Source organism: Aeromonas sp. s10 (assembly GCF_040907975.1).
Taxonomy (GTDB): domain Bacteria; phylum Pseudomonadota; class Gammaproteobacteria; order Enterobacterales; family Aeromonadaceae; genus Aeromonas; species Aeromonas caviae.
Window position 1 is genome coordinate 1 of the sequence record NZ_JBFOCV010000049.1, and the last position, 12,596, is coordinate 12,596.

A 12,596-nucleotide genomic window follows, 5' to 3' on the forward strand; every position below is an offset into this window, starting at 1 on the left:
CGCCGCGAACTGGACAGACGCGAACGGCAGGCCGCTGCCAATGGCCGCGCCTCCCTGACCGACCGCAACTAAGGAGCAACAGCCATGATGATGACCCTGGGCTGGTTCGTGTTTATGCGCTCGACCCTCGCCCCCCTCTCACAACAAGACGAACGGGCATGGCGCCATCCGGGCAATAACCGGATCGGTGCTCGTCCTGCCTATCAGTTCCTCGGCCCCGATGATGAAACCACAACCCTGAGCGGGGTGCTGCTGCCCGAAGTGACCGGCGGCCCCGTCTCCCTCGACTTGCTCAACAATATGGCTGACAGCGGTCAGGCTTTCCCCCTGATCCAGGGCGATGGCGTCATGCGTGGGTCATTCGTGATCGAGGGCATCAGCACCACCCGCAGCGAGTTTTTCAGCGATGGCACCGCCCGTAAAATCGAGTTCACCATCAAGCTCAAGCGGGTCGATGACAACGACAGATCCCTTGTCCAAACCCTGCTGGGCCGCACCGCGGGCAACCTCTTTGGCCGCCTGGGCCTGGGCAAGCTGGTCGGCAGTATCGGCAACAAGCTCGGGGGGCTTCTCTGATGGGGGCTTTCGACCAGTTCGGCACGCGATTGGCCGAAGATTTGGGGCTGACCAATCCGCTCGACGCCTTGCGCCAAGGCCACCCGATACCGGCTTACCAGGTACTTGTCGACGGCAAAGACATCTCGGCCGCCATCAGGCCGCGCCTGATGTCGATGACCATCACAGACAACCGGGGCTTCACCGCCGACACCATCGAGATCACCCTCGATGACAGCGACGGCCAGCTCGATATGCCACGCCGGGGCGCCACCCTGCGCGCCCTCATTGGCTGGCAAGGCCAGGCCTTGGTCGACAAGGGCACCTACAAGATCGACGAGGTGGAGCACGGCGGGGCCCCGGATGTGCTCACCATACGGGGCAAGTCAGCAGACCTGCGCGGCGGCATGAACAAACTGCGTGAGCAAAGTTGGCACCAGACCACAGTCAGCGACATCGTCAGCCAGGTCGCCGCCCGCTACCAGCTCACCCCCTGCGTGGGTGACTCACTCAAGGGCCAGCTGATCGACCACATCGACCAGGCCAACGAGAGCGATCTCGCCTTCCTCACCCGCATGGCTGGTCAGTGTGATGGCATCGCCACCGTCAAGAATGGCCGCCTGCTGTTTATCAAGGCGGGCCAGGGCACCACCGCCAGCGGTCAGCCTCTGCCGGCCATCACCATCACCCGTCGGGATGGCGATCAACACCGCTTCTCGGTTGCCGACCGGGATGCCTACACCGGCGTGACCGCCTACTGGCAAGACAACAAGGAGGCGGAAAAGAAGAAAGTCGAGGTGAAGCGCAAGAAGAAGAGCAAGCCATCGCCGGAACGGCCCTTGCCCCCGGGGGTCATGGTGAACAAGCAAGAGAACGAGCTGCTGGTCGGTAGCAGCGAGAACGTCAAAGAGCTGCGGCATGTCTATGCCAGCCAGGCTAATGCCATGCGGGCCGCCCGGGCTGAATGGGAGAAGCTGCAACGCGGCGTGGCCGACTTCCAAATCACCCTGGCGATGGGCCGCCCTGAACTCTACCCGGAGCAACCCACCACCGTCAGAGGGTTCAAAGCCCAGATTGACGAGGCCGACTGGCTGCTCACCCAGGTGGTGCACGACCTCACCAACCAGGGCTTCACCAACCGCCTGCAGCTCGAAGTGAAGCTCGACGAGCTGCCAGAATGAAAAACAGCAGTCGCAATCCCGAATAGTAATACGGGGGGAATTCAATCCTCACATGCTCAACTCAGCCACGAGGCAGGGGTGTTATCTCTTACTTGGTGGTTTTTTGTCATTAAGGGGTTGTTTTATACACAGCAATCCCCATATCCGTATAGAGCATGTCGCTCAACAGATGAAAGGCTAGCTGATAGATGCACAATTACAGATATGACTTGCCGCGTAGTGGGACAGGGTACTTGAAGTATGAAGGGGTTAGCCCATTTCAGCCCGATAGCGTCTATTGTGTCACCTCTAATGAGGTGCTTTCACCTGAGCATATCAAGCATGTTCAACAAGGTTTGGAAAAGACGCATTCCGTACGTTTGGCATTTTATGAGACTAATAATGGAAGGCACATTTTCAAAGAAGTTGTTTAAAAACAAATCGTTGTAAATGTCTTATGCCGATAAATCCAGTTATCGGCGTAAAGGAGGTTTGATTATGGCGCGACCAGGCATTTACCCAGGCCATGTGGTTAGTCTACCAAGCAGCAGTCAGAAAATGACGATTTGGTCGATTGATCGTGCGGATAATAGTGCCCTTTGTCTCTGGTTCAATGAGGAATTGGGTGGGCTACCTGTCCAGTGGACTTTCTCACTGGAGATCTTGGATGTGGACGCTGACCAGCCTTCGCATAGCAGCCATATCCCGGACTTTGCACCTTATCCTGGCGGAGTTGTGAAGCTTCGTAGCGGCGGTCCTGCAATGACAATAGTGGAAGCGTCAGATGATGGTATTCAGTGCGTTTGGTTAGACTCGTCGAACAACAGAGAACCTTTGTCTGCTTTGTTTAATCGTTTGGCTCTGGTTGCTGCTGTTTGAGGTCTAGAACGGCTCTGCCTGCGTCTTCCACATACATCCAGGGGCCTCCGGCCCCTTTGTCTTACCCCAAGCCTGACCGCGCATAATGCGACATTCTGTTAAATCACTACCACCAACAGAAATCGATCATCATATCCGCTGCCGCCACTTTGCCGCCACAACTGCTTAAATGACTAGCACACCAAAAGTAACCGATTGTTTTTAAATTGATTTTTCCATGACGAAAATAACACACCAAAGAGCATAGAACTTTTTTGGCATGCTATCGATCTCAACGAGTTATAAAGCAATCACTTATGAGGCGAAACCCGGCAAAGAGACGGGTTCAGGTCAATTCTGGCACCCCGTTTCCCGAATTTTGCTTGCACTTTTTCGGCCTCGGGGCTGACGCCTCGGCGGCAAAAACGGATGCAATGCGAACAGGGATGGGGTGTAGCTGGCGGCCATGTCGGGTGGACTCCCGAGCTCGGGCCGGCTGTTGGGCCGGTATGATAGCACTCTTTATGGATAAATTGAGCGGCAAACGTATGCGAAAAACAGGAAATGTCCGCCATCTCCCGCTCTGTCGCCCTTTTGGGAGGGCTCCGGCGACACCGACAGGTTGGCCGTTTGACACACACTCCATGACATTCGGGCAAAAAAATAGCAGGGGGAGGAGAGGATCCTCACACACCTGCTGCTGTTACCTGTGACGCCTGCGAGCCTTAACGGCGGGTGGCGTAGGGATTCGGGTAGTTGAAACCCTGGGTATAGAGAGATTGGGCAAACCAATAGGTTGAATTGCTGCCTGACATCATAAACTCCTGATTGCTTAACAAGTTACGTACCTTAATGCGGGTTCACATCCTTGAACTGACACTCGGTTCCATGGAGGCGCACTTGCTTTGCTTCGGTTCCCTGGAGGCATTGATTGTCATCCTGACAAGTGGGCTGGCCACGGCGGCTAATTTACCACCCGGCGCCCAAAAGACAATATTTTTGTGACTGATATCACAAAATTGATGTTGTGCTGACACGAATAAGGCAGGCAGTGAAGTTCGCCATCCATGCTCCCTTTCCCAGCACAAGCAGAGCGTCATTTGCGCTGATCGCTCACATTTTTGCGTGATTGACTGTATTATCGTTATCCTCTTCCCCGGCCCGCAGAGTGGGGCCCGACATTTTCCATGCTGGTAAGGAGTCCCGACGTGGCACAGCTCAGTTCTCTGTCTCCCAAGTTGATTTGGCAATTCTTCGAGCAGATCTGCTCCATCCCTCACCCCTCCAAGCACGAAGCCCAACTGAGCGCCTGGATCGTGGCGTGGGCCCAGGGAGAAGGCCTGGCGGTCAAGCAAGATGCCGTCGGCAACATCATCATCAAGAAACCGGCCACACCGGGGATGGAAAACCGCAAGGCCGTGGTGCTGCAAGCCCACATCGACATGGTGCCCCAGGCCAACGCCGACACCCAGCACGACTTCACCACCGATCCCATCGATGCCTACATCGACGGTGAATGGGTCACTGCCCGCGGTACCACCCTGGGTGCCGACAACGGCATGGGCATGGCGGGCTGCCTGGCCGTGCTGGCCGACAAGACCATCAAGCACGGCCCGCTGGAAGTGCTGCTGACCACCGACGAAGAGACCGGCATGACCGGCGCCTTCGGTCTGGAAGCGGGCTGGCTGGAGGGCGAGATCCTGCTCAATACCGACTCCGAAGAGGATGGCGAGGTCTACATGGGCTGCGCCGGCGGGGTCGATGCCAATATCCGCTTCCCCCTGGAGCGGGTCGCTGCCACCGAGGGTGAAGGTTTCGAGCTGCAGGTCAAGGGCCTGCGCGGCGGCCACTCCGGGGTCGACATCCATCGCGGCCGCGGCAACGCCAACAAGCTGCTGGTCCGTCTGCTCAAAGCCGCCGAACCGCTGGGGGTGCGCCTTGGCGATCTCAGCGGCGGCACCCTGCGCAACGCCATCCCCCGCGAGGCCCGTGCCAGCCTGCTGGTGCCCGCCGCCAGCGTGGCTGACTTCAAGGCCCTGGTGGACCGCTACGCCGGCATCTATCAAAGCGAGCTGGCCGCCACCGAGGCCAACCTCACCGTGCTGCTCACCGCCCGGGAGAAACCGGCCCAGCTCATGAGCGAGTCCCTGCAAAGCCGCCTGCTGGATGCCCTGATGGCCTGCCCGAACGGGGTGATGCGCATGAGCGACGCCATCCCGGGCGTGACCGAGACCTCCACCAACCTGGGTGTCATCAAGACACTCGAGGGGGAAGTCTATGTGCAGTGCCTGATCCGCTCCCTCATCGATTCCGGTCGCGAGAACATCGAGCAGATGACCCGCTCCCTGTTCACCCTGGCCGGCGCCAGCTGCGAGTTCACCGGCGCCTACCCGGGCTGGGCACCGAACGTGGACTCCCCAGTAATGGCGCTGGTACGCAACAGCTACCAGACCCTGTTTGGCGAGATGCCGAACGTCATGGTGATCCATGCAGGCCTCGAGTGCGGTCTGTTCAAGAGCGCCTACCCGGACTGGGACATGGTCTCCTTCGGCCCGACCATCCGTGGCGCCCACGCACCGGGGGAGAAAGTACACATCCCGGCGGTCGAGCGTTTCTGGCAACTGCTGGTTCACGTGCTGGAACATATCCCGGCCAAGTAAGCCAGCTCACGACCATACCGATGCCCCGCCCAGTGCGGGGCATCTTTTTTGTGCTCCCTCCTCGGCCACCTCTCTCATATCCCCGATTCCACGCGCGGCCCTGGCTTGAAACCGTATCCATGAACAGGTCTGCATTTGAAAACCCTTTCCATGATTTATGTAAATTTACAACACAAAAAGTTGATCCAGCTCACATATACCCCTAGGATCAGAACGTGACCAAGGTCACACAACCCATGAACCACAGAGAAACGAGGTCATCATATGTTCGAGAATCTGGCAGTGCTGTTCCACCTGAAGGGTGCAACCAGCAAGAAAGGTGCTGAAGAGAAAGACACTTATGCGCCTGCAACCCGCAATTACTACTTCCGTTATGGCGCCTGATATCGCCTGTCCGGAAGTTGAAATTAGCAACGTAATAAAACTACAAAACAACTCAGCAATCCACACAGCAGCCACCCCCATCGGGGCGCTGTCCTGCCCGGGCCAGAATTTCCACGGCCAAACCTGAACTCCAACCATGAAGATGGGGCCCGCAGGCCCCATTTTTTTATTCCGTTTCCGCCTCTATTGCGCCTCCTCGGTGCCACCTTGCAGCGATGCCGGTCGCGACGTGGCGGGCGCCGGCATCATATCGCCTTTCCCAGTGGCACCGCCTCCTGCACGGGCAAGGGGAAATGGCAGGCCACCTGATGCCCCTGCCCGCCGCACGCCTCAAGGGTGGGCGAGCGGGTGCGGCACAGATCCGCTGCATGGGGGCAGCGCTGGTGAAAGTGGCAGCCACTCGGCGGCGAGATGGGGGACGGCACATCCCCCGTCAGCAGAATGCGCTGGCTGCGCCGCCGTGGATCCGGCACCGGAATGGCGGAGATGAGCGCCTGGGTATAGGGATGGCGTGGTGCCAGGTAGAGTGCCTGGGCCTCGGCCAGCTCGACGATCCGGCCCAGATACATCACCGCAATCCGGTCCGAGATGTGCTTGACCACCGACAGGTCATGGGCGATGAAGATGATGGCGAGGTTCATCTCCCGCTGCAGATTGAGCAGCAGGTTCACGATCTGGGACTGCACCGACACGTCGAGCGCCGACACCGCCTCGTCACACACCAGCAGCTTGGGCTTGAGGGCGATGGCGCGGGCGATGCCGATGCGCTGTCGCTGGCCGCCAGAGAACTCATGGGGATAGCGATCCACCGCGCTGCCGGGCAAACCGACTTTCTCCAGCAGCTCCTGCACCCATGTCCGGCGCTGTTCGGCGTTGCCCTTGCCGTGGATGATGAAGGGCTCCTCCAGGATCTGCCCCACCGTGTGGCGGCTGTTGAGGGATTCTGCGGGATCCTGGAACACGATCTGCATCTCCTGACGCAGGGATCGCATCTCCTTGGGCGAGAGGTGGGTGATGTCACGCCCCTCGAAGGTGATGGAGCCGGCGCTCGGCTCGAACAGCTTGAGCAACGAACGCCCCAGGGTGGACTTGCCGCATCCCGACTCCCCCACCAGGCCAAGGGTCTCCCCCTGCCTGAGATCAAAGCTGATGCCATCCACCGCGTAGACGGTGTATTGCTTGCGCAAGAAACCGCCACCCATCTTGAAATGCTGCTTTAAATTGCTTACCGACAACAAGCTGGTCATGACTTCCATCCCCGACGATTCATGGCAGCAGACGACCTGGTCGCCTTCCCGCCGCCAGGCTGCCCTGCGACACCCCGTAACACCAGACCGTTCATAGGCTCACCTCCTTCCAGTGGTGGCAGGCCACCCCGTGGCGTTCGCTCAACTGCTCGGTCACCGGTATGGTCTCCACGCAAAGGGGCGTGGCATGGGGGCAGCGGTTGGAGAAACGGCACCCCGCCGGCATCTCGTGCAGGGCAGGCACCTGACCCTTGATGGTCTTGAGCAGGCTCTTTGGCACATCTTCCAGACGCGGGATCGAGGCCATCAGACCATGAGTATAGGGATGGCGCGGGTGGTCAAACAGTTCATAGATATCGGCCCGCTCCACCGCACGCCCGGCATACATCACCACCACCTCGTCGCACAGCTCCGCCACCACCCCGAGATCGTGGGTGATGAAGATGATGGCCATGCCGGTCTGGGCTTGCAGCTCCTTCATCAGATCCAGGATCTGGGCCTGGATGGTCACATCGAGCGCCGTGGTCGGCTCGTCGCAGATGAGCAGGGCAGGTTCGCAGGCCAGCGCCATGGCGATCATCACCCGCTGGCGCATGCCGCCGGAAAGATTGTGGGGATAGGCCGCGAAACGCTGGGCAGGCTCGGGGATACCCACCTTCTTCAACATGGCGATGGCGGCGTCACGGCGCTGGGCCTTGCTGTAATCGGGGCGGTGGAGGCGAAACACCTCCATCAGCTGATCGCCGACCGTCTGCACCGGGTTGAGGGCCGTCATGGGCTCCTGAAAGATCATGGAGATACGGTTGCCACGCACCTTGTACATCTGCTCCGGCGGCAGATTGAGCAGCTCCTCCCCCTGAAAGCGGATGGAGCCCCCTACCACCTGACCGTGGGGCCTTGGCAGCAACCCCATGATGGCCAGCGAGGTGACGCTCTTGCCGCAGCCGGACTCGCCGACTATCCCCAGGGTCTTGCCCGGGGCGACCTGGAAGCTGACCCCGTCGAGCACCTTGATCTTGCCGTCGTCGACGGCGAACTCCACCTCGAGATCCCGCACCTCGAGGATGGGGGACAGAGACTGTCCCTCATGATCTCTGGTGCCGGGGGCGATGGCCTGTGTGTTGGGCATGACTGCTGCTCCCTTCTGGGCCACATCAATGATGTGCATAGGTCTTGTCGATCAGGGTGATGGGGGCCAGCGCCTTGCCGTCAGCCTTGGCCTTCTGGGTCTCCTCCTTCACCTTGGGATCGATCCAGAGCAGGCCGCCACTGCTGTGGGGGTAGCCATCCATGGGCCAGTAGAGCAGATCCGGGGTGTTGCGGGTGGCGGGCACCTCCGGCAGCATCACATAGCGCCAGCTGCTGGCGCGCACGTAGTTGAGCTGAACGCCGGGCACGAAGATGGCGAGATCATAGATGCGCTGCTGGATCTGGTGGGAAAGCGCGGCCCGCTTGTCCATGTCGAACTCGACGTTGTAGGCGTCGATCAGGCTGTCGAGCGCTTTGTCAGCCACGTTGAACAGGTTGTTGGTCTGGGGCTTGTTGGCGTTGTCGGAGTGGAAGGACTCCCAGTATTGCGGATAGAGACCGCCGCCCCCCCAGCCAAGCCAGGCCGCCTCATGTTTCTTCTCCAGCATCACCTTGAAGCCGGTGGCGCCATCCACCAGATTGAGCTCCAGATCCAGGCCCGCCTTCTTGGCCTCTTCCTTGAGCACGGTCAGCCGCTTGGAGTGCTCCTGGCTGGTGTAGGTGAGGGCCAGGGTGAGCCGCTCTCCCTTGTCGTTTTGCAGGATGCCGTCCGGTCCCTGCTTGCCGTAACCGCCCTTGGCGAAGTACTCCCGTGCCTTGGCGATGTCGTAGGCCCGCTCAGGGAGCGCGATGTCGGTGAAGGCCCCGAAGCCAGAGCCGAAGGTGGTAGCGCGGTCATAGTCGCCGTGCAGCACCGTCTCTATCATCTTGTCGATGTTGAAGGCGTGCTGGATGCCGAGCCGCACGTTGAGATCCGCCAGCTTGGGATTGGCCACGTTGAGGTGAACCCCCTGCCCCCCCTGCTTGGTATCGGTCATGGCCATCACCTTCTGCACGTATCCCTGCTTGTACTCCGGTGTGACCGCCTTCTCATGCCACCAGTTGGGCAGGATCATCTCGAAGGTGTCCAGCTCCCCCTTGAGGAAGTGGCGGAACGCGATGTTGTGGTCGCGGATCACCTGCACCTTGATGGTGTCGAGGTTGAACCTGTGCTGGTTGTAGCGATCGTCTTTTGCCCACCACTCCTTCTGCTTGCTGAAGGTGACGGACTTGCCCTTCTTCACGTCGCTCATCACGTAGGGGCCCGTGGTGGGTACCACGGCCCAGTTGTACTGCTTCACCCAGTTCGGGCCCATCTTGTAGTAGTGCTTGGGCTGGGGCCACAGCTCGGTGGTGTTGAGGAGATCGAGCTTGGCCTTGCGGCTGCCCGCCTTGACCAGGATGGTGTGGTCGTCAATCTTCTCCACCGCCACCACCTCGGTGGTGTAGTAGTTGTTGAACCAGGGGCCCTTGATGTCCTTGGAGCGCATCATCTCGTAGCCGAAGGTGTAGTCATCGGCGGTGACCGGCTTGCCGTCGGACCACTTGGCGCGCGGGTCGAGCCTGAAATAGACGGTCTGGCTGTCCGGCGCGATGGCCCAGGCATTCGCCAGGGCCGGAATGGGGTTGCCCGTGTTGGGATGGAAGCTGATGAGCCTCATCTGGTTGTCGAGGATGAAGGAGCGGAACGAGCCGTTGGAATCCGGCCCCACGGTGCGAAACGTCAGCGGGAAGCTGTCGACGAAGAGATTGAGGTTGCCGCCGGGCAGCGCCTTGGGAGAGGCGAACACGGGGTCGGTGTCGTTGGTCTCCCACGTCAGATCCGCGGGCAGGCTGGCCGCCCACACCCAGGATCCGTTCAACAGCAGAAAGAGAGCACCTGTCCATTTGATTTTATTGTTCATGTTTGACTTCCTGGTCATGCCCCTGCACTGGGGGCGTCTTCATTAAGGGTCCTGTCGATGTGCCCTGGCAAGGCGCCACCGCTCACTGATAACGGGTAAATTTGCGCGGATCGAACGCCTCCCGGATGGCCTCCCCGATAAAGGAGACCATGATGAGCACCAGGCTCACCGCCGCCACCACCGAACTCACGATCCAGATGGCGTCGAGGTTGTTGATCCCCTGGGAGAGCAGCTCCCCCCAGCTCGGGGTCGGCGGCGCCAGGCCAAAGCCCAGGTAGTCCAGCGCCGTCAGGGTGGAGATGTTGCCCACCACGGCAAACGGGGCCAGGGTGACGATCATCATCAGGGTATTGGGCAGAATGTGGTTGAAGATGATGCGCCGGGTGCTCGCCCCCTGGGCCCGCGCCGCCATCACGTAGTCCCGCGCCCGCTCCTTGTAGGTGAGGGTGCGCATGTACCAGGTGATCCCCATCCAGCCGAACAGCACGTTGATGCCGACGAACAGGCCGAAGTTCGGCTTGGCCAGGGAGACCAGGATCATGATGACGTAGAGGAAGGGCACCTGGGACCAGATCTCGATGAAACGCTGCATCAGGAGATCGAACCGACCGCCGAGGAACCCCATCATGCAGCCGATGCTGACCCCGATGACATAGCTCGCCACCAGCGCGATGAAGGCAAAGCCGATGGCGATGCGAAAGCCGTAGACCAGCCGTGCCAATACGTCGCGACCGCTGGTGTCGGTGCCGAGGAAGTGGCGCTCCGCCAGGCTCGGAGCATAGGGCGGGTAGGCCTCCTCCTTGAAGTCCTGCTCATAGGGGTTCCAGGGGACCAGGGGCAGCAACACCCAATCCCCCTTATCTTCCTTCGCAAATTGGCTCTTGAGCTGGCGGTAGTTGGTCTCGTACTCGTAGTCGAGCCCGAAGTGCTGGCCCGGGATCACGTCCCCATAGGTGGGGAAATAGAGCTCCCCCTGATAGCTCACCGCCAGGGCCCGGCTGTTGACCAGCAGTTCCGCCAGCAGAGAGATGACCACCAGGACCGAAAAGATGACAAAGGAGTAGTAGCCGCGCTTTATCGACTTGAAGCGCTTGAGTTTTTTCAGAGTTACCGGATTCAGGTTCATACTCACTCTCCAAACCGCACGCGGGGATCGACCAGGGCAACGCAGATGTCGGAGACAATGTTGCCCACCAGCATCAGCATGGAGGTGATGGCCAGAATGCCCATGACGGTGGGGTAATCCCGCTCGACAATGGCCTCATAACCGAGCAGGCCGATGCCGTCGATGTTGAAGATGGTCTCGATGAGGAAGGAGCCCCCGAAGAAGACGGTGAGCACCGACCCTAAGTGACTCGCGATGGGGATCAGGCTGTTGCGCATGGCGTGATCGGTCACCGCCTTGCGAAACGGCAGCCCCTTGGCCACGGCGGTGCGCACGTAATCCGCCGACAGGTTCTCCATCAGGCTGTTCTTCATGGTCATGGTGAGGATGGCGAAATCCCCGATGGCGTAGGCGATGAGCGGCAGCAGGGCGTGGGCGAAGACGGTGCGGATCTGATCCCAGCTGCTCTCCATCCCGTCAAACTCGTCCCCCGGGAAGCCCCCCATGGGCAGCCACTCCAGATGGAACGCAAAGACGGTGATGAGGAAGATCCCCACCACGTAGGCGGGCAGCGCATAGGCCATGTAGATGAGCATCGAGCTCAGGGAATCGAAGCGGCTGTTGTGCCTGAGCGCCTTGGCCACCCCGAGCGGGATGGAGACGGCATAACTCAGCAGAAAGGTGGCGAGCCCGAAGAAGGCGGTCACCGGCAACCTCTCCTTGATGAGATCCCACACCGGCTCGTAATAACGGGTCGACTCCCCGAGATCCAGCACCGCCAGCTTCTGCAACCAGTCCCAGTAGGCGACCAGCATGGGCTTGTCGAGGCCGTAGAACGCCTTAAGCTCTTCAATCTGTTCGTCGGAGAGTGCCTGCGCCCCCTTGCTGCCACTGGAGCGTCCTGACTCGTTTTGCGAGACCTGCGCCTGCAGCAGCATGCGCTCGACCGGGCCGCCCGGCACGAAGCGGGTGATGGTGAAGACGAGCAGGGTGATACCGAGAAACGTCGGGATGATCAAAAGCATCCGACGTAGGAAATACGACAGCATGGTGGAACCTCGTCCTTGTTGTTCTTTTATGGCCAGTCACATCCGGTGACGGGCCTATCCTTACCTGGCATTACTCACTGAATTGACTGGCATTGACAGACAATCCGGCTCGGTCACTGTAAAAGCTCTGCAACAAAAATCAAGTAGAACCCTGTCTGCGACCAGGAATGTCCCCCCGCAGCATATCCCGCGGATGATTTTTTCCAAAAAACCCAACTTCAATATAAAAAACTGCTACGCCTACCCGTCCAACTCGATTTTAATTATTAAAAAATTAATTACACAGGTGTTTTAATCCATGCAAAGCAAAGCAAAATCAACAAGTTAATGACAAGCCGGACTGCTTTCTTATTTACCTATAAAAGAAGAGGGATAGCCGCCCCCATCCTCCGTTCCCCGGAAAACGCTCTCGCCATAAAAGCAGATGAAAATACTGCAAAAAATCGTTTTTTCGATATCGGTACCGGAGTGACAAGCGACTTATCGATAAGTTCAAAAATAATCAATAAAATTGTAAAAATCGAACTTAACAACATCTTTACATAAGTTGACGCGGCATTTACGGAATAAAACGCCAAAAATATTCCATCAAGTGCATATTCCCAT

9 protein-coding genes are annotated in these 12,596 nt (G+C 59.1%); 4 read left to right on the forward strand and 5 right to left on the reverse strand.

The features are described from left to right. Positions 1-84: 84 nt before the first annotated feature. The 4 genes from AB5Y59_RS17910 to AB5Y59_RS17925 all read left to right on the forward strand — a co-directional run bounded on the left by AB5Y59_RS17910 (position 85) and on the right by AB5Y59_RS17925 (position 5,233). Positions 85-576: a phage tail protein gene (locus AB5Y59_RS17910; RefSeq protein WP_104452358.1), complete on the forward strand. Its 492-nt coding sequence runs from the start codon at positions 85-87 to the stop codon at positions 574-576. Beyond that, positions 576-1,736 (forward strand): phage late control D family protein, encoded by a 1,161-nt coding sequence (locus AB5Y59_RS17915; RefSeq protein WP_368212465.1) that lies wholly within the window; start codon positions 576-578, stop codon positions 1,734-1,736. Before AB5Y59_RS17910 ends, AB5Y59_RS17915 begins: the two co-directional genes overlap by 1 nt. 429 nt (positions 1,737-2,165) lie before the next feature. After that, positions 2,166-2,594 (forward strand): DUF2158 domain-containing protein, encoded by a 429-nt coding sequence (locus AB5Y59_RS17920; RefSeq protein ID WP_368212466.1) that lies wholly within the window; start codon positions 2,166-2,168, stop codon positions 2,592-2,594. A 1,187-nt stretch (positions 2,595-3,781) separates the two neighbouring features. Then, complete coding sequence (locus tag AB5Y59_RS17925) at positions 3,782-5,233, forward strand: aminoacyl-histidine dipeptidase (RefSeq protein WP_201894393.1); 1,452 nt, start codon at positions 3,782-3,784, stop codon at positions 5,231-5,233. Between the two features lie 629 nt (positions 5,234-5,862). Here AB5Y59_RS17925 and AB5Y59_RS17930 read toward each other — a convergent pair. From AB5Y59_RS17930 to AB5Y59_RS17950, 5 genes are all read right to left on the reverse strand, one after another. Then, positions 5,863-6,864: an ABC transporter ATP-binding protein gene (locus tag AB5Y59_RS17930; protein ID WP_368212467.1), complete on the reverse strand. Its 1,002-nt coding sequence runs from the start codon at positions 6,862-6,864 to the stop codon at positions 5,863-5,865. Between the two features lie 91 nt (positions 6,865-6,955). After that, a complete protein-coding gene (locus AB5Y59_RS17935; RefSeq protein WP_103858198.1) occupies positions 6,956-7,993 on the reverse strand; it encodes an ABC transporter ATP-binding protein in 1,038 nt (345 codons plus the stop codon). Between the two features lie 25 nt (positions 7,994-8,018). Next, the gene (locus tag AB5Y59_RS17940) at positions 8,019-9,836 is read right to left on the reverse strand and encodes an extracellular solute-binding protein (RefSeq protein WP_039040350.1); all 1,818 of its coding nucleotides are present in this window, start codon (positions 9,834-9,836) and stop codon (positions 8,019-8,021) included. An 82-nt stretch (positions 9,837-9,918) separates the two neighbouring features. Beyond that, positions 9,919-10,962 carry an ABC transporter permease gene (locus AB5Y59_RS17945; protein ID WP_041212459.1) on the reverse strand — a complete coding sequence of 348 codons (1,044 nt, stop codon included), beginning with the start codon at positions 10,960-10,962 and terminating at the stop codon, positions 9,919-9,921. A 2-nt stretch (positions 10,963-10,964) separates the two neighbouring features. Continuing rightward, entirely contained in the window at positions 10,965-11,990 is a 1,026-nt protein-coding gene (locus tag AB5Y59_RS17950; RefSeq protein WP_010675471.1) for an ABC transporter permease subunit, read from the reverse strand. Between the last annotated feature and the right edge of the window lie 606 nt (positions 11,991-12,596).